The sequence below is a fragment of the Streptomyces sp. NPDC052236 genome, from assembly GCF_044548015.1.
Classification (GTDB): domain Bacteria; phylum Actinomycetota; class Actinomycetes; order Streptomycetales; family Streptomycetaceae; genus Streptomyces.
On sequence record NZ_JBIUBL010000010.1, the window covers coordinates 39,197 to 58,854 of the forward strand.

The following is a 19,658-nucleotide window of genomic DNA, read 5'->3' on the forward strand; positions in this document are numbered from 1 at the left end:
CACCGGGTGCCCCCCAGGGTGGTGTCGACCACCGAGATCAGGTGTCACCTATCTCGAAAAGTCGCAACAGCAACGGGTCCCGCCAGACCCACTGAGGAGTGTCAGTGGGTCTGGCTAATGTGGTGGCCATGATCGATGCCGAGGATGTCCGCCGTATCGCCCTCTCCCTCCCAGAGACGGTGGAGAAGGAAGCATGGAGCATGCCCACGTTCCGTGTGGCCGGGAAGATGTACATCACGATTCCCGACGACGAGTCGTCGTTCGCCGTCCGGTGCCCGAGACATGAGCGTACGGAGCTGATCGCTGCCGAACCCGAGAAGTTCTGGGTGCCGCCGCACGAGGCGAGCTCCGCATGGGTCCGGGTGCGGCTCGCCGCACTGGAAGATCTGGACGAACTGCGCGACATCCTCGTGGACTCCTGGAGTCAGGCCGCGCCGGAGCGGCTCGCCGAGGAGTTCCCGACGCTCAGACCGGGCGCCTGAGGGAGCCTCGCCCCGGCTCCCGTCCGGAGGCGGAGAGATCCCAAGGAGCGCACCCGAACCCGTGGCCGGAACGGCCTTCCGCAGTGCCCCAGGAGACGCCCAGGATGCGGGGGCCATCCATGATGGTCGCCTTGCGCAGGCCGAAGCGGCGCAGAGTCCGTTCTTCTTGAGCCGGTGGCGCTCGGAGTCACCGCCGCTTCCGACGTTCCCTCTCGTATCGACGGCCTGGCGATCGGCGCCGACGACTACCTGACCAAGCCGTTCGCCTTCGGAGAGCTCATCGCGCGGGTACACGCCCTTGCCCGCCGTTCGCGGCCTGCCGGACCGCCCGCCTACGAACGGGCCGGAGTGCGCGTCGAGACGGCGCGTCGCGAGGTCTACCGCGACGGCCGCTACGTACCGCTGGCCCGCAAGGAGTTCGCCGTGCTGCTGGAGTTGCTGCGCGCGAATGGCGCGGTTGTCACGGCGGAGGACCTGTTGGAACGGGCGTGGGACGAGCACATCGACCCCTTCACCAATGCCGTACGTGTGACCATGATGAAGCTGCGCAAGAAGCTCGGGAGTCCGCCGGTCATCGAGACCGTGCACAGGGGATACCGCATCCGATGAAGCGCCTTCCCAAGCTGCCGAGGTTCCAACGGCCCACGATCAGGGTGCGCCTCACCCTGATGTACGGCGCGCTCTTCATGGCCGCCGGGGTGCCCCTGCTCGGCATCACCTATCTGCTGGTCGAAAACACACTGGGGGACAGACTCGTCAGGATATCGATGAAGACCACCGACCCCGCCAAGGCTGCCCAGCCGGACGGGCCGAGCGCCCCCTTCACTCCCACCACCCCCACAACGCCCCATGACAGCCTAGACATCCGGAAGCTGGAAACCGGCTTCATGGACGCCACGCTGCGGTCCCTGCTCAGCCAGGGCGCAATAGCCCTGGGCATGCTCACCATCGTGGCCACCATCTTCGGCTACCTGATGGCAGGCCGGGTTCTGCGGCCACTGCACCACATCTCCGAGACCGCCGGCCGCATCTCAAAAGGCAACCTCGGTGAACGCCTCGCCTTCTCCGGCCCGCACGACGAGATCAAGAACCTGGCGGACACCTTCGACTCGATGATGGACCAACTCCAGCACGCCTTCGACGACCAACAGCGGTTCGTATCCGATGCCTCGCACGAACTGCGTACGCCGCTGGCCATCAACCGCACACTGATCGAAGTCGCGCTGCGCAAGAAGGCCGCGAGCGACGACGCCCAGCGTCTGGGCGGGTCACTCCTGGTGGTGAACGAACGGCACGAGCGGCTGATCAACGGCCTGCCGGCGCTGGCCAAAGGCGACCGCGAGACCCGCGACCGCTCCACGGTCGACCTCGCCGACATCGCCGGACACGTCGCGGAACTGCGGCTCGGGGAGGCGAATGACGTCGGCATACAGCTGCGGCTCTCCCCCGGGCCGACCCTGACGAGCGGTGACCCGGTGATGCTGGAGCGGATCGTGCACAACCTGCTGGAGAACGCCATCCGCTACAACAATCCGGGCGGCTGGGTATCCATGACGACAGCGGCCGAACCCAACGGAACGGCAGTCCTGGCTGTCACCAACACACGCCCCACCGTGCCCGGTTACGACATGGAAGCGATTTTCCAGCCCTTCCGCCGGCTACAGGCCGACCGGGTCGACTCCGAACGAGGCTCGGGCCTCGGCCTCGCGATCGTCCGCAACATGGCCCGCGCGCACGGCGGCGATGTGACCGCTGTTCCACGCGAAGGAGGAGGCCTGGTGGTCACTGTGTGGCTGCCGCCCGAGGCAGCCACACAGTGACCACCAGAGCACCCGCCACGCGCTGATTCCGGCGACCGCATTCACGTCGTTGATCACGAAGCCACCCGGCTCGACGAGGAGCCTGGCCACCCGCACCCGACCTCCGTCCGACCGCCCCGCCGACTACGACCGACCGGCCCGGCTCCTGGAACGCCACTCCGAGCACCGCCGGGCCGAGACCCTGGCCGCCCTCGCCGCTAACCCGCACACTCCGCACGCCGGCATCGCCGATGTCCTGGGCGTGCTGCACCCCGCCGAGCTGGCCTGGATCGCCGAGAAGATCGACGGCCCCGCCTGGTTCCTGGAGACGGCGGCATCCGTCCCGGCCCCCGAGGACGAGGACGACGGTGTGCTGCGGCTGCTGAGCGACGACGAACTCGCCCAGCACCCCGACCCCGCGGCAGTCCTGCAGTCCTGGCTCGACTCTGTGCGGCGCTGCACTCGTTGTCACGTGCCTCACCGGCTGTTCGGCAGAACCCGACAAGCCGACCGAGGATGAGCAGCGGGCGGCGCATTTGGACCGCGTTCGCGAGACGTACACGCTTGGGCGCAAGGAGGGCATGGCGTGGCAGCGGCGGAAGATCGCCGAAGCCACCGCGCCCGCCTACTCTGCTCCGACCGAGCAGGAGTGCGCCGAACGATGGGACCGGCTTGGCGAGCAGGCGGAGAGCGCGGGCGACTGCGGCGGTTTCATCGCCGGGCTGACGGTGTTGCAGAAATTCTGTAGCGCATAGAGATGCATCCGGCGCGTTCGCCGACCAGCCGCTTCAGGGCGGACCTGGCTCACGTCGACCATGACGCCCCTTGCGCCGGACGGCGCGCTCACCCCGTTTCTCCAGGGCAGCCTGCTCGTCACCGAACAGCTTCCCGGCCCGCGGGCCTTCTCCCCGGCCCTGCCGCTTGCCGGACCTTCCGGTTCGGCCATGGTGCTTTCCGGGAGGCCGCCTGGTACGCGGCGAGTATCAGGCGGTGGCCGGGCCGACGCCGTCGCTAGCGCGCTACGAGACTTACGGCACCCTGAACTCGATCTGGGTGATGGCCGGTCCGTCGCCGGTGACCTGGCCTTCGCTGATCGACTCCGTCCAGGAGCCGTCCTTTTGGAGCTTCGCCAAAACCATGGGGGAAAGACTGACCGTGATCTGGATGCCGCCCCCGGAGGACGGGGCACGGTCTATGCGAATGTCATTGCTCATGCCGACGAAGCTACATCAAACGCGCCGGTCGGCAGGGGCCGTTGGCGTTTTACCCAAGGTCATGAGGTTACGGGCTGATCCGTCCTGTCAACAGGATGTCGGTCGTCCATCACCGCCAAACTCCAGCATCAGTTCGCCAGTTCACGGGATACGGCCGCGACAGCAATGTTGGTGCTCTGCTTGCGGGCCGGGAAGTTCTCTCTCCCCGCCGATGCAGCCGCCGGTTGGGCCTGAACCCCGCCCGCCACATCCAGGGCGGCGACGCCGTCCTGGACGAAGGAGAGTGAGCTGAGTGGGGGACATCGACGAGGCCCTGGAGCGCGCGCGGATCTTCCGGCAACGGGCGCTCCTCCACACGCCTCTGACATCACGGGCCGGCAAGGCCTCGCCCCAGACACTGCGCGTCCACGCGGTCGACGGCGGAAACCTGGACCTCTGGTTCGGCCCCGGCCCGGACCAGTACGGCTGGAGCAGCCACGACGTCGACATCCGCGTCACCGCGGTGACAGCCGGCGAGTCCGCCCAGCAGTCCTCTATGGGCGCCGCAACAGACTCACCCCGACACCGTCGGTGACATAGAGAACACAGCATGACGTCGGCCTCACGCCCGGGACAGTGGTCGTGAAGGCCGACGTATTGTGGCGCAACCCTGCTTCGGACAGCCCACTTTGCGGCACTTCAGCACGATGTCGGCAGGTGTCGCGGTACGGCAAGGTCGGCAGGTACGTCTTCCACGCGGCCCGGGACAGGCCACCGCCCGCCCGCGCGCAGACCGCCTCCGCCGTACGCTCCGGCGCCAGCGGGTACGAGCGGACCGCCAGGTCAGCGCACCCTTCCCCGAGGTTTCAACGCCACCGGCGGCAGTTCGGGAGCAGGCAGCGGTCCACCGTCGTAGCCCTTGACCTCGCCGAAGCGGGTGGACTCCGTCCAGTCCTGACGCGCCTGAGCGATTTCCTCATGGGAACGCCCCACGAAGTTCCACCACATCACGATCTCCTCCTCGAACGGCTCACCGCCGAGAAGCATCAGGCCCGCGTCGGACTCGGCCCGCAGGGGAAGTTCGGTACGGCCGCAGCCCAGGTAGAGCATCGAGCCGGGGAGTACGGGGACACCGTCGACATGAGCCTCGCCCGACATCGCCAGTACGGCGTACTCGAAGTCGCGGTCCAGCGGCAGGCTCGTCGTCGCGCCCCTGGCGAGCGTCAGGTCCGCGCCGACGATCGGGGTGTACGTCGTGCCGGGCGAGGTCGCGCCGTCGAGGTCCCCGAGGATGACCGTGGCGCTCAGGCCCGGCGCGGTGACGACCGGCAGGTCGGTGTGGTGCTCGAACCGCGGCTCGGTATTGCGGTCGGCGTCGGGCAGCGCCACCCACAGCTGGGCGCCGTGGAGGAACCGGGCGTGCGGTTCGGGGCTTTCCTCGGAGTGGCTGATCGCCCGTCCGGACGTCATCAGGCCGAGTTCGCGCGGGTGGATCGTCGCCAGGCTGCCGGTGCTGTCGCGGTGCAGCACCTCGCCGTCGTGGAGCCAGCTCACCGTCTGAAGGCCCATATGGGGGTGGGGCGGGACCTGCATGCCGGGCTCGTCAGCGATGTCGTCGGGACCGTAGTGATCGACGAAGGTCCAGCCCCCCACCATCCGGCGGCCGAGGTTGGGCAGCAGTCTGCGGACCTCGGTGGATTCGCCGAGCTGGACGCGACGGGGGCTGAGTAGTTCACGGACGGGCTCGGAAACGACGAACCCACGACCGCCGCAGACGGAGAGTGCGGCCTGACGATCGAGATTGCTCATGGCGCTCAACCTATTCCTGTACGAGTGGCTGCCGTCAGCCCCCACGCCGGAATAATAGTAGAGCATTCAACGATTCTGGTGACTGACGACGTTGACCACCTGGCCGTTGGGGTCCCGTACGAAGAACCGCCGTACGCCCCACCCCTCGTCCCGAAGCGAGTACACGATCTCCGCGCCCCGCTCGACCATGGCCGCGTGCACCGCGTCCACATCGTCCACCTCGATGCTCAGGTCCGGCACCACGGGCGCGGTCGCCTCGTGGGTGATGAGGATGACCTGGGCCGTGGGGTTGGACGGGGAGGCCAGCGTCATGACCCAGCCGCGGTTCATGACCTGCTCCAGACCGATGAGCTTGTAGAAGTCGCGGCTCTCCGCCTTGTCCTTCGTCAGGATGTCGGGCACGACACGACGCACAGTCACGATGATTCCTCTCCGCGCATGGATGTGGCGAACGGCCCGTTCAGGGTACGGACCGTTCGCCAGTCATTCCAGGTGTACCGCGTCCGCTACCCGTCCTAGCTGAACGGGTCCAGCGTGATGTAAGCCTGCTGCGGATTCCCGTCGTGCACCAGCGACTCGTGCGCGCCGACGTCGTCAAAGGCGAAGCCGTACGCCTTGCCGTTCGCCATTTGCGCATGGATCTTCCGCGAGTAGTGGTTGGTCACCGCGTCCTTGTAGAAGTTCGCGGACGAGGCGTCGGGCTGGTTGGCGTTGGTGAGGAGAGTGGAGCGGTTGAACCCCGCGCACAGCGTGCGGGAGATCGGGCCGCGCACCCGGTCGTTCGGCGCGTCCAGCAGCTTGTAACAGCCGAAGACGGAGTCGGAGTCGGGCTTCTGGAACGACGTGACGACCGCGCCCGAGCTGTTGGTGAAGTTCATGACGTTGCCGGAGACCCGGCCGAAGTACTTGTTGTTCGGCTCGTTGGCGAACGGCGTCACAGTCAGCGTCGAGGTGGCGTACTTGCTCCACACCCGGTTGACATAGTCGTTCATGACAGCGGCCGGCAGGGCGCCGGCCTCGATGCCGTGGCCGGGGGCGAGGGCGCGCAGCACGGTGCCGTCGGGGCGGGTCTGGATCAGATTGGCCCAGCCGCCCGGCTGCCCGCGCAGCGCGTTGTAGAAGCCGTTGTAGCCGCCCGCCTTGAGATGGCCGGTGGTCTTGATGGCGCCGGTCGGCGGCCGGACACCGACGGCGTACGGCGCCGAGAACATGTCGACCTGGGTGCTGTTGATCCACAGCCCCGAGTCATTGAGCGTGTACTCGGTCCAGTTGAACAGGATGTTCCTGTTCGGGTCGGACGGGTTCTGGACCGCGGGCTGCACGAGGCCGCCGGGTGCCAGCTTGAAGACCAGCTTCTGGCCGTAGGAGAAGTAGACCCTTCCGGAGAACTTCGGCATCCGGATGGTCTTGGACTGGCCGTTGGCCGGTCCGGCGATCGACGCGTCGGGGGCCGGGGAGGGCGGGTTGGCCCCGGCGGGCCAGGCGTGGAACGTCCCGTTCGCGTCGGCCCAGCCCTGTCGGCCCGTGGAGAGCTCTGTCCCGATCGTATAGATGTAGACCTGGCCGGCGCGCCCCGAGCTGTTCTTGAGTTCGAGCGGGATCGTCGCGGGGATCGCGGCCTCGGCGTGGGGGGTGGGTCCGGCGGCTGAGAATCCCGCGGCAAGCACGACCGCGGATGCCAGCAACGCCGGCGCTTTTCGTTTGGCAAGCACGCTCGTCCTCCAAATGGGTGGGGCTGTGGGGGTGAAGGGATGAAACGTGGAGCCCCGAATGACACCTGAGAGAGCGCTCTCAGCATCAGGCCTAGACCAATGAGCGTCAAGGCCCTACCCCATTCGTTCACTTCACCCGTGCGGCGCGATCTCCCAGTGCTGCGCGGCGAGGAAGTCGGCGACCGCCCGGTCCACAGTCGCCTGATCCGTGCCGGTTGCCCGGACGACACCGAGGAAATCGCGGTTGGTGTGGTGGAGTTCGTGCCGCTCACCGATCCCGCGCAGCGGCCGGTACGTCAGTTGCACCTCGCCGATGGTCAGATCGGCTGCGGCCGGGGCCGCCGTCAGCGTCCCCGCCCGCCCCGCGCACGGGTAGTCGAGCCGCGCCGCGCCGTCCGTCCGCGCCCCCAGGTCCGCGCGCAGCGGCTCGCCCAGATGCGTACGGAGTATGTGCTCGAAGAGCGGTATCCCCAGCAGCTGGGCGAGGAGCAGGTCGCACTGGTCCCCTATGGCCCGGTAGTTGACCTCGATGATGCGCGCCCGCCCCTGGTGCACCACAAACTCGGTGTGGCAGGCACCGAACCCCACGCCGAGCGCGTCCAGCTGGGCCAGCACCTGCTCCACCACCGGCGCGGGGTGTGCCGGGACGAACGCCAGCCGCTGCTCGATGAAGTACGGAGGCGGGGACAGCTCCGTGTGAAAACCCCCCAGCACATGGCGCACGGCTCCGTCGCCGAGCGTCTCCAGAGTGAACAGCTCCCCCGGCAGATACTCCTCGATGACCAGCGCGGCCCCCGGTCTGCGCGCCTGGATCTCCGCGCACCGCGCGATCAGCCCGGCGGGACCGGTCCCGGACGCCTCCACGAGTACGACGTCCTCACTCGCCACACCCTCGCGCGGTTTGACGACACAGGGGTACGGGATCCCGGGCACGGCCGACAGCGCGGTGGCGGGGTCCTCGCCGGCCGCCAGCTCCACGGACGGGACGGTGTCCGCGCCACAGGCGGCGAGGTGCCGGCGCATCTGCGCCTTGTCCTTGGTACGCAGCGCCGCCTGCCAGCTCTTGGCGGGCAGGCCGAAGTAGTCCGCGGCCAGGGCCGCCTGGGTCTGCAGATGGTCACTGTTGGAGAAGACCGCGTCCGGGGTTGCCCTGTGGGACGAGATCCGGGTGATGACGGCGCGGAAGTCCCGTACGTCGCACTCCAGGATCTCGATGTCGTCCGGGTATACGGCGCGGTGGGCCGCGGGCTGGTCCGTGAGCACCGTCACATCCAGCCCGAGCCGACGGGCGGCGGGGAGGAAGCCCTCGGTGACCGAATCGGTCGGGTTGAGGGCGAGAACGTACATCCACATGGGTGATCACTTCCGCGAGGGCGGCCCGGCAGTGGGCCGGTGGCGAGCGGAGATCCTAGGTTAGGTGTGCCTTACTTTGTCAATTCGGCGGGCCAGGGCTCTCGTTCACTTCAGCGTGGCGCGACCCCGAGTGGGCGATCAAGGTCCTCAACGTGGTTAAGGTGAGCCTTACCTTCCCCGCTTTCGCGGCTGTGCTTCGACAGCTCGACGGTTTGACGTTGGCTTTGGCTTTGGCGTTTGAGGAGTACTTCTGTGTTTCCGGCCCCGGCGATCCCACTGGCACAACCCGCCGTGAGCTGTGCCTCCCTGCTCGCCTCGGTCTATGGGCGGCTCACCGGGCTGTGCGGCGGGTCGCTGCGGGCGGACCTCGCGGAGCCCGGCTCACCGGCTCGCCAGGGCTGGGCCGACTGCGCCGAACTGGCGCTGCGCCCCGACCTCCTCGACGCCTTCCTCGAAGCCGAGTCGGCCCGCATCCTGAGCAGTCACGCGCATACCGCCCGGCCGGACGTCGTCGCCTCCCGCGTGCTGCACGGCCACCTCTGGTCCGTCTCGCTGCTGATGAGCGGCCCGTGGTATCTGGAGCGCCGGGTGCCGCTGATACCCCCGCACCACGTCCGGGTCAGCCTGACCACCGCTGCGTACGAAGTCGTCCCGGGCGGCTTCGCCTGCCTCCCCGACGATCCGGCGGCCGGGCTTCCCGGCGTACGGGTGGTGCCGGACGAGGAGGCCCTGCGGGCCGAGTTGCGCGCCGCGGTCGCCGATCACGTACGGCCGCTGCTGGCGGCGATGGGCCCACGGCTGCGGCGGGGGCCGCGGGCGCTGTGGGGCATGGTCGGCGACGATCTGGTGTCCGGCATCTGGTACCTCGGCCGGGTGCTGGGGCAGGAGGAGTACGCCGTACGGGCGGCCGGAGCGCTGCTTCCAGGGCCGGTCGCGCCGTTCCCCGGGGGAGCTGATTTCCGTCGGCTGACGGGGCGCGAGGGGCAGTCGTACCCGACCCGGACCCGGCTCGGCTGCTGCCTCTACTACACGATCCGGCCCGCCGAGGCGTGTGTCACCTGCCCGCGCACCTGCGACGCCGAGCGGCTGCGCCGCCTTGAGGGTGACGGAACCTGAAGGACAGGGGTCATGGGGACGGGTCTTCGCCCCGCTGGTTCTCGTCGTCTGCCTCCTCCGCCTCCTCGGCCTCCTCGATCATGTTCAGCGCTTCCCGCGCGGTGGCGTCACCCCGTTCGGCCGGACCCCGGAGCCAGTCGGCCACCGCGCCGAGGTCGGGAGCGGAGTCGGAGCCGGGGCCTGGGGCAGAGTCGGGCTGAGGCTGGGTGGGGGTGGCACCGGATGCCGACTGCAACCACTGAGCCGCCTCACGGATACGTCCGTCCCGCCGGAGGATGGTCGCCAGGTTGAGCATGCCGGTGGTGTCGCCCGCCGCTGCGGAACGCCGGAACAGCGCCTCCGCCTCGGCCCACTCCTCCCGCTCGGCGTGGAGCGCCCCGCAGCTGGCCATCGCGGCACCGTTGCCGTGCGCCGCCGCGATGCGCCAGCTTCTGGCGGCGCCCGCCATGTCGCCCCGCTGCCGGAGGAGATTGCCGAGGTTGTTATTGCTGTCGGCGATGTCTCCGGCCTCGATGGCCCGCCGGTAGCACGCTTCGGCGCCGTCCAAGTCGCCCCTGCCGCGCAGCAGTACGCCGAGGTTGACGACGGAGTCGATGTACCCGGCCGCCGCTGCCGTACGGAAGTACCGCTCGGCCTCTTCGTTCTGGCCGCGCTTCATCAGGCGGACGCCAAGAGTGTGCTGGGCCGCCGGGTTCCCGGCCTCGGCCGCCTTGCGGAAGAGGCCTTCGGCGCGGTCCATGCCGTGCCGGTCGGCGTGGACCTCGGCGTGGAACAGCAGCGCCTCGGGGTCACCGCTCCGGGCCGCGTCGGCGAACCACGCTTCCGCCGCCGCGAGGTCACCGGCGCGGGCCGCGATGGCGCCCAGGGCCTTGCCCACCTCGGGTGGCACATCCTCGCCGGGGCTGAAGAGGCGCTGAAGCGTGGCCCAGAGTCCAGACTCGGGGTCGGGGTCGGGGTGAGGGTCGTCGGGCCCGGATGCGGACTCGGACTCGGGTCCGGACAGGGGCCGCCGCTCGCGCCCGGACTCGGTTCCGGTTCCGGTTCCGGATCCGAACCCGGGGTCGGGCTCGGGCGCGGCCCGACGCTTGGGGTTGGGGTCGGGCGCGTGGTTGCCGGACTCGTTTCCGGGCGGACGCTCGGCCCCGGAACCGGCTCCGGGCCGACGCCTGGGCCCAGCCTCCGCCTCCGCCTCCGCCGCCGCGATGAACCAGCTGTGGGCCTCGGCCATATCCCCCTCCGGCGCCCGCGTGATGAGCATGGCCGGGATGATGTCCGGCGAGTCGGTGGCGGCGTTCGGCTTGAGGCTCCGCCTGAGCTCCGCCCAGTCCGCCGCGGAGCGTCCGGCCCGTACCGCGGCCCTGCCCTCCGCGCTCGGAGACGGCGGAAGTGCCGGGTCCGGTACGCCGGCGGGCCGGACCTTGGCGTCGAACGGCACCGTACGCCGTGCCCACACCTGGATCAGGGCCAGCCGGGCGCTCAGCGCGCCATGCGTCGCTTCCGCTCCACGCAGGTACGCCATGCCGCGCGCGCTCTCGCCGCTTTCCATGCACAGGGTGCCCAGGGCCGCCGGGGCCAAGGGGTCCCCGGCGGCCATGGCCTTGCGCAGCCAGCGCTCGGCCTCCTCCGGTCGGCCCAGGCAGGCCAGCCCGAGCCCGTACACGGTCATGCCCTCCCGGCTGCCCGCCTCGGCCGCCTTGCGCGCGCGGCGCTCGGAGATGGGATGGTCGCCCAGGTACGCGGCCAGTACCGCGACCCTCAGCCGGAAACCGATACGCCCACTCATGATTCCCCCATTCCGGTAGTTCCCTCCGGTAGTTCAGGTGCCGACGTGGATATGGGCCGCCCAGTGTGACGGGGCGTCGGGGTAGGCCGCCCGACCTGCGCGGACCGCCCGGTGGACCGCCCGGGCCGGGTGGTCGGGAAGCCCTGGCGTCTCGTAGAAAACTTTGGCGATCTCCTTGGACACCGTGTCCTCCACGGACCACAGGCTGCCCACCACATGCCGGTAACCAGCGAGTTGCAGCGCACTGGTGAGATGAAGCGACTCATCGGCCAGGCGCAGCCCCGCGTGGGCCGTGCCGCAGGCGGAGAGATAGGCCAGCTCCGCGCCGCGCAGGTCGAGGCGGGAGATGTCGGCCACCGTGAGCGGATGCTCAAGATGGTCGTGTACGAGGAGTCGGCTCGCCGAAGGCTTTGCCGGATCGGCCACGGCGTGGCCGCTGAAGTGGAGCCAGGGGTGCTGGGCCAGTCCGGTGACCAGGGCTTCGCGGTGGGCCGCTGCCCCGAGCAGTACGCGCGCGCCGGGGAGCAGCGCGGCGACCGCGGCGGCTTCCTCGGCGGCCCGCGGGAGCCGCGGCGCACCGGGCGCCTCGGGCACGGCCGCCACCAGGGCAGTCGCCGCCGCCCCGCTCTCACCACCGCGGCGGGCGTGTGCGAGGGCCTGCACCGTCGGGGCGTACGAGGAGACGGCCCGGTCCAGTACCGTACGGCCGTCGGTCTCCGGTTCCCGGTGGTGCCCGGCCGCGTGCAGCGGGAGGACGACCAGCGGCCCGGTCGGCACCCACCACAACCGCCGCTCTCCGCCGGGCCCGGTGATGGACAGCGCATCGAGTACGGGACCGGCCACGGTGTTCCACAGCCAGCGCAGGGTGGCGTCGATCCGGTCCTGGTGGTCGGGGTGCTCCATGAGTCCGGTCGCGGGATCGGTGAGCCGGGCGAGCGCGTTGAGCAGCGCGTTGGCCTCCGTCTCGGCGGCCTCCAGGGTCAGTTCGGGCAGCGGCACGACCCGTAGACCCGCGCGGGCGAGGACAAGCGCGGCGGATCCGAAGCGGCTGACGTTGACCAGGACCACGGGCCCGTCCACGGCCTGTTCGCGCAGCCGGGCCACGGAGGGCGGGAGCAGGAAGCGCTCGAACCCCGGCACACCGGTGCGGATTTCCGCCAGCAGGTCGTCCCATTCACGCGCGCGTACGTGGCGGATATCCGCGTCCGTACGGTCGTCGCGAGCCCGGTCGTCCCCGTCGCTGCCGTCCGGCGCATCGAGTGCCTCGCGCAGTGACGTCAGTCGCTCGGCGAGCTCCGGGGCACGGCGGCGCAGTTCGGCGAAGTCGTCGCGCCCCTGGATGCCCCGGGCGAGCAGCACTCCCCTGCCCATTTCGAGGAGGGAGACCGCACGCTCCGGGTCCCCCGCGCGCAACGCGCAGGCCGCCGCGTCCGATGCGAGGTACGGCAGCCCGGCCAGCGCGTGTTCCGCGTCGCTCAGGGCCAGGTGGCGCGCGGCGAGTCGCGGCAGCAGTTCGACGGCGAGGCCGTACGCCTCGACCGCCTGCGCGGGGTCGTCCAGCGCCATCGCTTCCGTACCCCAGTGGGCCGCGGACAGCAGCCGCACGCGCGCCGCCCCGGTCGGCTGGCGCGCTGCGGCGGAGTGACAGGCGAGGGCTTCCGCCAGGTCCGCCGGCCGCCGGTCCCCGCGCGTGTAGCGCGCCAGCAGCGCCCTGCCGAGCTGATAGCGGACCGCTGCCCGTACGGAATGTCCCTCGGGCAGGGCGGCGAGCGCATCACGGCAGTGCCGCTCGGCGCGGTCCAGGTTGGCGAGGCGGTCCGCGTCCTCGCCGGTGTCGACCAGGGCCGAGGCCAGGGCGCCGGCTGCCGCGGCCCTGAGCTCGACGCCCGTCGCGCGGGCCGCCGCCTCCTCGTACGCCGCCAGCCGCTCGCCCGCCTCACCCTGCCCTCCGGCCGTACCGTCGTCGTGGTTCGCCAGCGCGTTGCCAAGGCCCAGCTGGAAGATGGCGTACCCGGGATGCCCGGGCGGGGTGACGGCCACGGCTTCCCGGTGCCACCGGATGGACTCCGCCAGGTCCTCGGGCCTGCCGAGCCTCTCGTGGAGCAGGCGCAGTGCGAGGCCGAGGTTGTGGAGCCGGCCACCGTAGTTGTGGCGGTCCTCGTCGGGGTCCTCGGAGCCGTACGCGGAGCCGTAGTGGGGCGCGGTCGCCGCCTCTCGCGCGTAGCGGACCGCGTCCCGAAGGTCCTCCAGGGCGTTGACGCGCTCGTAGCGCACCCGCAGCGCCACGCCCAGCCCGGTCAGGATCGCCCTTCGGGCCGGGTGCCCCGGGCCCGCGAGCGTCTTGGCCTGCCGCAGTCTGGCGATGGACTCGTGGAGATCCGTCAGGTCGTGGTGGCGCTCGTAGCGCAGCCGCAGCGCGATCCCCCAGTTCTGCAGGGGCGACGCGCGGAAGGGCAGGAGTTCGTCGGGGATCTGCTCCACCGCCGTACGGCAGGCCTCCAGCGTCTCCGTCATCCGCTCGTGGTCGGGGTCGCGTTCCACCCGTGCGACGGCCGCTTCCGCCGCCGCCGTCAGGTCCGTCACCCGTTCCATGGCCCCCTGGAGCAGCCCCGCCGCCGCGACGTCCCGCGCGAGGTCCTCCGGCTGCTCCCCCTGCGCGGCCAGCGGCTCCAGGGCGTCGGCGACGGCCGCGTCGCGCCGGGCCCGGTCGCCGGTCAGCAGGAGCGCACGGCACCGGTGCAGCCCCGCGATCGCCCGTACGGCCTCCGGGTCCCGGGCCGGGTCGGGCACGCACCCCATCAGCTCCCGTACCAGGACCAGCGCTTCGGGTGAGAGCACCGCGTCATGGTCGTACGTCATGAGGAAGCGCCGGATCCGCGCGGTCAGCGCCCTGATCAGTTCGTCCCGCACATGGGCTGCCACCACAGACCCCCGTTCCGCGACTCTGGCCGGATCTCAACTCCCTTGTACAGTAGGGATGATGATCCCTCGGGGGACAGGGGTGATGCGACCATGGCCGAGGACCAAGGGCGGAATCAGGCCGCGCTGGGGTGGGTGTGCGAACAGCTCGCCGGGGTGCGCGGGCTCGCGGACCGGGCAGGGAAACGTGCCGAGTTGGACCCTCTCCTCGCCTCCCTGCGGCTCGCGGACCGCGACCTCATGACGCTGATGGACGAGATCGAGGCGCTGCTGCGCCGCTGCGGCTGGGGCGGCACGATCCGCGGCGAGATACCCGACCTCGGTCTGGGCCCGGGGATTCCTCTGGAGGAGGCGTATCTCTGCCCCCGCGAGGCGGGGCGGCAGTGCGCGCGTACCGTCCTCACCTTCGACGTCAAGGGCGGCGCCGTCCCGTCGTGCGCACTGCACGGCATTCCGATGCGGCTCGAACGGCTCGACCCGTGACCGCCTTCCTCAGCGCCCTCGGCGGCAAGCTCGCGGACACCTGGCTGTCGCTGCTGGTCCTCCCCGGTCTGCTCTTCGTATCGCTGGCGGCCGTCGGCCACAACCTGGGGCACCGGCACGCGCTCGATCTGCCCCTGCTCGTACGCCGTATCAACACCCTGGCCGCCGATCCGGCAGCGCACGCCCCCGGCACCATCGCCCTGCTCGCCGTGCTGGTCCTGGCCGCGTCGGCGGGCGCGAGCCTGGTGGCGTCCGCCCTGGCGGGGGCCGTGGAACGGCTCTGGCTCGGCGACTGGCCGCGCCCCCTGTCCGGCGCGGCCCGGACGCTCACCGCCCGGCGCGTGCAACGCTGGGACTCGGCCGACGAGCGCCACCGTACGGCGCTACGGGACAAGGCCGACCGCAAGCGGGCCGCGCGCGACGCCGGGACCGACCCCGAGCTGCCCGAGCCCGCCGCTACCCCGGCACCCGCTGCCTCCACCGCCCCGGCACCTGGCCAGGACGACACCCGGGCGCTCAACGAGGCCCGTAACCGCATCGCCCTCGCCCACCCCGACCGGCCCACCTGGATGGGCGACCGGATACACGCCGTCGAATCCCGCGTCCACGAGCACTACGGCCTTGACGTGGCCTCCGCCTGGCCCCGGCTCTGGCTGCTCCTGCCCGAGGCCCCCCGCGCCGATCTGCAGTCCGCGCGCACCGCCCTCACCACCGCCGCGCGCCGCGCCGCCTGGGGCGCGCTCTGTCTGCTGCTGGGGCTGTGGTGGTGGCCGGCGGCGATCGCCGGGGCAGTCGCGTACCTCGGCGCGTGGCGACAAGGACGGCTGGCGGTCGACGTCTTCGCCGAGCTCGTGGAGGCGACGGTCGACCTCCACGGCCGTGAGCTGGCGGCGGCGCTGGGCATCCCGTGCGAGGCCGCGCTGACGCCGGAGGTCGGTGTCCGCATCACCCGCACCGTACGCAAGGGAACGTAAGCGAACGTAAGGGCGTATCAAGGGAGTTGGGGCACATGAACGTACTACTCCTGCTCGGCCTGCCGGCGGGGGCACTGGCCGGGTACGTACTCGGCGCGTGGCCGGGCGCGGTGATCGGAGCCTACTGCGGGGCGACCGTGGGACTGCTCGTCCAGCGTGGAGCGGAAAACCAACGCGCGGCGCGGAGCCTGCGCATCGTGGTCGCCCAGGAGTTCCGGGCCGACCGGTCCGACCCGCGCGCGCCCGCGCTGATCGCGGCGATCGAGCGCGGCACCACGGGCTACTTCATCCAGGGCCTGGGCACGCTCGTCGGAGCTGTCGTCGGCTATCTGGTCCCCGTCACCGACACCATGGCGGCGAGGGGCGCCTTCCTCGGCATGGCGATCGGCGCGCTGGCCGCCTGTTTCGTGGGTCCCCGCAACGCCCTGTCGGCCTTCGCCGCGGCCGGGCGCCACCTCTGGGTGGGCGCGGCGGCCCTGTTCTCGTACGAGCGGTGGGGCGGCAATGCCTTCGCTCTCGCCGCCACCATCACCGGGGCGGTGCTGTGCTGGCTGCTGACCGCCGGAACCGGCTCCGCCCGAACCCGAACCCCCTTCTGACACGGACCTGAGACAGATCCTGATGCGGATCAGCCGCGGTACGTCTCCAGCAGCCGCAGCCACACCTCACTGATCGTCGGAAACGCGGGCACCGCGTGCCACAGCCGCTCGATCGGCACCTCGCCCGCGACCGCCACCGTCGCCGAGTGCAGCAGCTCGCTGACCCCCGGCCCCACGAACGTCACACCGAGCAGGATTTCGCGGTCCAGGTCGACAATCATCCGGGCGCGGCCACGGTAGCCGTCGGCGTACAGGCTCGCGCCCGAGACCGAGGCGATGTCGTAGTCGACGGCGCGTACCCGGTGGCCCGCCGACTCGGCATCCGCGAGTGACAGGCCGACCGCCGCCGCTTCCGGGTCGGTGAAGACGACCTGCGGGGTCGCCGCGTGGTCGGCGGTCGCGGAGTGCGCGCCCCACCGGTCGGTCTCCAGCAACGGGACGTGCTGGGCCCTGGCCACGATGGCGGCTCCCGCGATACGGGCCTGGTACTTGCCCTGGTGCGTGAGGAGCTGGCGCTGGTTCACATCGCCGACCGCGTACAGCCAGCGACTTCCGTCGACCCGGCAGCTGTCGTCCACCTGGAGCCATGAGCCCGGTTCAAGACCCACCGTCTCCAGACCGATCAAGTCGGTGCGGGGCGCGCGGCCGGTGGCGAAGAGAACCTCGTCCACCTCGATACGCTCGCCGCCGTTCAGGACGAGGGTGACGGGACCCGTGCCGCCGGAGCGTTCGACGCCGGTGACTCCGGTCTCCGTACGGATCTGCGCGCCCGCCTCGGTCAGCGCGTCGGCGACGTGCTCGCCGACGAACGGTTCCATGCGGGGCAGCAGGCCGCTGCCGCGTACCAGCATGGTGACGCGCGAGCCGAGTGCCTGCCAGGCGGTGGCCATCTCCGAGCCGACCACTCCCCCGCCGACGACCGCGAGCCGCTCCGGGACCCGCTGGGCGCTGGTGGCCTCGCGGCTCGTCCAGGCCTTGGCTCCGGCCAGGCCGGGGATATCGGGCAGGACGGCGCGGCTGCCGGTGCTCACGACGACGGCGTGGCGGGCGGTCAGCACATGGTGCTCGCCCTCGGGTCCTTCCACGACGACCTTCTTCGTACCGTGCAGCCTGCCCTGTCCGCGGTAGAAGCGGGCGCCGGTCGAATCGATCCACCCGACCTGGCCGTCGTCCTTCCAGTTGGAGGCGTACTCATCGCGATGGGCGAGTACCGCCTGGGTGTCGAGCGGCCCCTCCACATGGTGGCGCAGTCCCGGAACCTTGCGCGCGTCGGCGCGGGCGATCACGGGGCGCAGCAGTGCCTTGCTGGGGATGCAGGCCCAGTACGAACACTCGCCGCCGACCAGCTCGCTCTCCACGACCGCGGTACTGAGGCCCGCGGCCCGGACCCGGTCCGCCACGTTCTCCCCGGCGGGGCCCGCGCCCAGCACCACCACGTCGTACTCCACAGCTTCCGTCATAGAGCCAGTCTGGCCGTGGGTGTGCGTCCTGGCCACATGGGCAGGGGGAGGAATAGCACAGCCCCGGGCACGGTTGTCCGGGGCGAATCCGTCGGAGAGGGAAGAGGTAGCACGTCATGAGCACTGTTGAGCTCACCAAGGAGAACTTCGATCAGGTCGTGACCGACAACGACTTCATCCTGATCGACTTCTGGGCTTCCTGGTGCGGTCCCTGCCGACAGTTCGCCCCTGTCTACGAGGGTGCCGCTGAGCGCCATCCCGACCTGATCTTCGCGAAGGTCGACACAGAGGCACAGCAGGAGCTCGCCGCGGCCTTCGAGATCCGTTCCATCCCGACGCTGATGATCGTCCGCGACAATGTCGCGGTCTTCGCGCAGCCGGGCGCGCTGCCCGCGGCCACGCTGGAGGATGTGATCGGTCAGGCGCGTGCGCTGGACATGGACGAGGTCCGCAAGTCGATCGACGACGCGGCCCAGCAGCAGGCCCAGCAGAGTCAGCAGGCTCAGTCGTCCGACGCGTCGACCACCCGTACCGACAGCCCGTAGTCCAGTTCCGCACCGTCCACCAGTATCGCCTCGACCGTGCGCGTCACGGGGTCGATATCGGCCTCCACCCCCTCGCCGACATAGCGCGGGTAGCCGCTGGCCCCGTAGGAGCCCGTGGCGCGCACCACGGCCGAGCGGATGGCGCTCTTGGTCAGGGAGGCCGCGTCGCCGTCCGTGACGTGTTCGGGCACCACCAGGATTTCGTAGCGCTGGGGGTGAGGGTGAGTGCTCATGCAAGCGACGCTAGACAAGCCCCGCCCGGTGCGCATGTCGCCGGGTCAGCTGGACTCGCGTGGGACGGCCCGCGCCCGCATCAGGTCGTGCTGCTGCTCGGGCTCCGCGCCCGGCTCGCGTACCACGCGGTCGACGAGTCCGGCCAGGCGCTGACCGGTGACCAGGTCGATCTGCACCGTACTGAGCCGGGGCCGGAGTAACTTCCCCAGCAGCAGATCGTCGGCGCCCACCACGGCCGTCTCGCGCGGGACGGAGATGCCCTCGTCCTGGAGGGCGCGCATCAGGAGCATGGCGTACTCGTCGTTGTACGCGTAGACCGCGTCCAGGCCCAGTCCGCGCCAACGCGCGGCGAGCGCGGTGGCCGACTCCTCGTCGTACGACAGGGGCAGCGGTTCGATCCGGGCGCCGGTGCGCGTCGCGGCCTGCGTCGCCCCCGCGAGCCGCGGTAGGGAGAAGACGTCCAGGGCAGGATCCTCGGGCAGTACGACGCCGATGTTCCGGTAGCCGCGGCCCAGGAGGTGGGTGGCGGCACAGTCGCCTATTTCCCGCTGGTCCATGACGAGGGAGTGCGCGCCCTCGACGCGTTCGGGGCCGAGTGTGATGACGGCCTTGGCGCCGGAGCGCTTGAGTACGCCGACGCCCTGCGGGGTGAGGGCGACCTCGCCGAGCGAGACGACCGCGACGGGGCGCAGTTCGGCCCAGGCGCGGGCGGCCTCGTCGCCGTCGAGGCCGAGGCAGCCGTACTGGACGACGGTGTAGTCCAAGCGGCGCAGCGCCCACTGGAGTTCGTTGAAGAAGCGGCTGTAGAGCGGCGAGACCGGGACGTGCGCGGTGGGCAGCAGCACCATCCGGGTGTGTCCGGCGCGCAGGGAGCGGGCCGCGGCATGGGGCACATAGCCCAGCTCCTCGGCGGCCTCGCGGACCCGGCGGCGGGTGGGTTCGCTTATTCGTACGGCCGAGGTGTTGTTGAGTACGTACGAGACTGTGGCCCGCGAGACACCGGCCAGCCGGGCGACGTCGGCACTGGTCGGGACGGAATGTTCTGCGGACTGCTCGGGTGTCTGGCTCATCGCTCTCCGCATCCTTCCAGACCGGTTGCGCACCGGTGCTCACGGATGGCTCGAAACGAGCGCAAGGGGGCGAAGAATAGGGCTACTGGCACGTGTTACCCCACCAGTTACCCCATCAGAAAGGCTC

At 70.7% G+C, this 19,658-nt stretch carries 20 protein-coding genes and 1 pseudogene; 11 read left to right on the plus strand and 10 right to left on the minus strand.

The annotated features are described in order from the left end of the window. Positions 1-128: 128 nt before the first annotated feature. The 5 genes and pseudogenes from ACIHCQ_RS18375 (at position 129) to ACIHCQ_RS18395 (ending at position 3,036) form a co-directional block, all read left to right on the plus strand. Positions 129-482: an MmcQ/YjbR family DNA-binding protein gene (locus ACIHCQ_RS18375; RefSeq protein ID WP_399663165.1), complete on the plus strand. Its 354-nt coding sequence runs from the start codon at positions 129-131 to the stop codon at positions 480-482. A gap of 180 nt (positions 483-662) precedes the next feature. Next, positions 663-1,091, plus strand: a pseudogene (locus ACIHCQ_RS18380) (response regulator transcription factor); the annotation flags it as partial. Further along, positions 1,088-2,302 carry a sensor histidine kinase gene (locus ACIHCQ_RS18385; protein ID WP_399663166.1) on the plus strand — a complete coding sequence of 405 codons (1,215 nt, stop codon included), beginning with the start codon at positions 1,088-1,090 and terminating at the stop codon, positions 2,300-2,302. The pseudogene ACIHCQ_RS18380 and the gene ACIHCQ_RS18385, both read left to right, overlap by 4 nt. 49 nt (positions 2,303-2,351) lie before the next feature. Beyond that, entirely contained in the window at positions 2,352-2,801 is a 450-nt protein-coding gene (locus ACIHCQ_RS18390; RefSeq protein ID WP_399663168.1) for a hypothetical protein, read from the plus strand. 16 nt (positions 2,802-2,817) lie between these two features. Then, positions 2,818-3,036, plus strand: a complete 219-nt coding sequence (locus ACIHCQ_RS18395; protein ID WP_399663170.1) for a hypothetical protein — start codon at positions 2,818-2,820, stop codon at positions 3,034-3,036. A 273-nt stretch (positions 3,037-3,309) separates the two neighbouring features. On the opposite strand, the gene ACIHCQ_RS18400 is transcribed toward ACIHCQ_RS18395, so the two are convergent. Beyond that, positions 3,310-3,495 carry a hypothetical protein gene (locus tag ACIHCQ_RS18400; RefSeq protein ID WP_399663171.1) on the minus strand — a complete coding sequence of 62 codons (186 nt, stop codon included), beginning with the start codon at positions 3,493-3,495 and terminating at the stop codon, positions 3,310-3,312. Positions 3,496-3,787: 292 nt separating this feature from the next. Between ACIHCQ_RS18400 and ACIHCQ_RS18405 the strand changes: the two genes are divergently transcribed. After that, positions 3,788-4,069, plus strand: coding sequence for a hypothetical protein (locus ACIHCQ_RS18405; protein WP_399663173.1), 282 nt, complete (start codon positions 3,788-3,790; stop codon positions 4,067-4,069). 248 nt (positions 4,070-4,317) lie between these two features. Here the strand turns inward: ACIHCQ_RS18405 and ACIHCQ_RS18410 are convergent, their stop codons facing one another. The 4 genes from ACIHCQ_RS18410 to ACIHCQ_RS18425 form a co-directional block, all read right to left on the minus strand. Further along, positions 4,318-5,283 carry a pirin family protein gene (locus ACIHCQ_RS18410; protein WP_399663174.1) on the minus strand — a complete coding sequence of 322 codons (966 nt, stop codon included), beginning with the start codon at positions 5,281-5,283 and terminating at the stop codon, positions 4,318-4,320. A gap of 66 nt (positions 5,284-5,349) precedes the next feature. Beyond that, positions 5,350-5,703 carry a VOC family protein gene (locus ACIHCQ_RS18415; RefSeq protein ID WP_399663176.1) on the minus strand — a complete coding sequence of 118 codons (354 nt, stop codon included), beginning with the start codon at positions 5,701-5,703 and terminating at the stop codon, positions 5,350-5,352. 95 nt (positions 5,704-5,798) lie between these two features. Then, positions 5,799-6,995 carry a glycoside hydrolase family 64 protein gene (locus ACIHCQ_RS18420; RefSeq protein ID WP_399663178.1) on the minus strand — a complete coding sequence of 399 codons (1,197 nt, stop codon included), beginning with the start codon at positions 6,993-6,995 and terminating at the stop codon, positions 5,799-5,801. 132 nt (positions 6,996-7,127) lie between these two features. Further along, the gene (locus ACIHCQ_RS18425; RefSeq protein ID WP_399663180.1) at positions 7,128-8,348 is read right to left on the minus strand and encodes an acetyl-CoA carboxylase biotin carboxylase subunit family protein; all 1,221 of its coding nucleotides are present in this window, start codon (positions 8,346-8,348) and stop codon (positions 7,128-7,130) included. A 291-nt stretch (positions 8,349-8,639) separates the two neighbouring features. Between ACIHCQ_RS18425 and ACIHCQ_RS18430 the strand changes: the two genes are divergently transcribed. Beyond that, positions 8,640-9,464, plus strand: coding sequence for a (2Fe-2S)-binding protein (locus tag ACIHCQ_RS18430; protein ID WP_399663182.1), 825 nt, complete (start codon positions 8,640-8,642; stop codon positions 9,462-9,464). A 10-nt stretch (positions 9,465-9,474) separates the two neighbouring features. On the opposite strand, the gene ACIHCQ_RS18435 is transcribed toward ACIHCQ_RS18430, so the two are convergent. Further along, positions 9,475-11,247 (minus strand): tetratricopeptide repeat protein, encoded by a 1,773-nt coding sequence (locus ACIHCQ_RS18435; protein WP_399663184.1) that lies wholly within the window; start codon positions 11,245-11,247, stop codon positions 9,475-9,477. Between the two features lie 33 nt (positions 11,248-11,280). Next, positions 11,281-14,169, minus strand: coding sequence for a CHAT domain-containing protein (locus ACIHCQ_RS18440; RefSeq protein ID WP_399663186.1), 2,889 nt, complete (start codon positions 14,167-14,169; stop codon positions 11,281-11,283). Between the two features lie 90 nt (positions 14,170-14,259). Between ACIHCQ_RS18440 and ACIHCQ_RS18445 the strand changes: the two genes are divergently transcribed. Genes ACIHCQ_RS18445 through ACIHCQ_RS18455 form a run of 3 tightly spaced genes read left to right on the plus strand, consistent with a single transcriptional unit; the run spans position 14,260 to position 16,222 of the window. Continuing rightward, positions 14,260-14,649: a hypothetical protein gene (locus ACIHCQ_RS18445; RefSeq protein ID WP_399663188.1), complete on the plus strand. Its 390-nt coding sequence runs from the start codon at positions 14,260-14,262 to the stop codon at positions 14,647-14,649. Then, complete coding sequence (locus tag ACIHCQ_RS18450; protein WP_399663190.1) at positions 14,646-15,623, plus strand: hypothetical protein; 978 nt, start codon at positions 14,646-14,648, stop codon at positions 15,621-15,623. The genes ACIHCQ_RS18445 and ACIHCQ_RS18450 overlap by 4 nt, the downstream gene beginning before the upstream one ends. Positions 15,624-15,658: 35 nt before the next feature. Beyond that, entirely contained in the window at positions 15,659-16,222 is a 564-nt protein-coding gene (locus ACIHCQ_RS18455) for a hypothetical protein (RefSeq protein WP_399663192.1), read from the plus strand. A gap of 29 nt (positions 16,223-16,251) precedes the next feature. Here the strand turns inward: ACIHCQ_RS18455 and ACIHCQ_RS18460 are convergent, their stop codons facing one another. Next, positions 16,252-17,682, minus strand: coding sequence for a dihydrolipoyl dehydrogenase family protein (locus ACIHCQ_RS18460; RefSeq protein WP_399663194.1), 1,431 nt, complete (start codon positions 17,680-17,682; stop codon positions 16,252-16,254). A 116-nt stretch (positions 17,683-17,798) separates the two neighbouring features. Between ACIHCQ_RS18460 and trxA the strand changes: the two genes are divergently transcribed. Continuing rightward, positions 17,799-18,227: a thioredoxin gene (trxA, locus tag ACIHCQ_RS18465; protein WP_399663196.1), complete on the plus strand. Its 429-nt coding sequence runs from the start codon at positions 17,799-17,801 to the stop codon at positions 18,225-18,227. Here trxA and ACIHCQ_RS18470 read toward each other — a convergent pair. Then, positions 18,185-18,460 (minus strand): hypothetical protein, encoded by a 276-nt coding sequence (locus ACIHCQ_RS18470; protein WP_399663198.1) that lies wholly within the window; start codon positions 18,458-18,460, stop codon positions 18,185-18,187. The two genes, trxA and ACIHCQ_RS18470, sit on opposite strands and share 43 nt — an antisense overlap. A 45-nt stretch (positions 18,461-18,505) precedes the next feature. Next, a complete protein-coding gene (locus ACIHCQ_RS18475) occupies positions 18,506-19,531 on the minus strand; it encodes a LacI family DNA-binding transcriptional regulator (protein ID WP_399663200.1) in 1,026 nt (341 codons plus the stop codon). Positions 19,532-19,658: the final 127 nt, after the last annotated feature.

Bases quoted from the DNA above. Each gene is read 5' to 3' on its own strand.
- ACIHCQ_RS18475 (WP_399663200.1), bottom strand. From the start codon at position 19,531: ATGAGCCAGACACCCGAGCAGTCCGCAGAACATTCCGTCCCGACCAGT.
- ACIHCQ_RS18460 (WP_399663194.1), bottom strand. From the start codon at position 17,682: ATGACGGAAGCTGTGGAGTACGACGTGGTGGTGCTGGGCGCGGGCCCC.
- ACIHCQ_RS18410 (WP_399663174.1), bottom strand. From the start codon at position 5,283: ATGAGCAATCTCGATCGTCAGGCCGCACTCTCCGTCTGCGGCGGTCGT.
- ACIHCQ_RS18385 (WP_399663166.1), top strand. From the start codon at position 1,088: ATGAAGCGCCTTCCCAAGCTGCCGAGGTTCCAACGGCCCACGATCAGG.
- ACIHCQ_RS18470 (WP_399663198.1), bottom strand. From the start codon at position 18,460: ATGAGCACTCACCCTCACCCCCAGCGCTACGAAATCCTGGTGGTGCCC.
- trxA (WP_399663196.1), top strand. From the start codon at position 17,799: ATGAGCACTGTTGAGCTCACCAAGGAGAACTTCGATCAGGTCGTGACC.
- ACIHCQ_RS18445 (WP_399663188.1), top strand. From the start codon at position 14,260: ATGGCCGAGGACCAAGGGCGGAATCAGGCCGCGCTGGGGTGGGTGTGC.
- ACIHCQ_RS18425 (WP_399663180.1), bottom strand. From the start codon at position 8,348: ATGTGGATGTACGTTCTCGCCCTCAACCCGACCGATTCGGTCACCGAG.
- ACIHCQ_RS18455 (WP_399663192.1), top strand. From the start codon at position 15,659: ATGAACGTACTACTCCTGCTCGGCCTGCCGGCGGGGGCACTGGCCGGG.
- ACIHCQ_RS18375 (WP_399663165.1), top strand. From the start codon at position 129: ATGATCGATGCCGAGGATGTCCGCCGTATCGCCCTCTCCCTCCCAGAG.
- ACIHCQ_RS18400 (WP_399663171.1), bottom strand. From the start codon at position 3,495: ATGAGCAATGACATTCGCATAGACCGTGCCCCGTCCTCCGGGGGCGGC.
- ACIHCQ_RS18435 (WP_399663184.1), bottom strand. From the start codon at position 11,247: ATGAGTGGGCGTATCGGTTTCCGGCTGAGGGTCGCGGTACTGGCCGCG.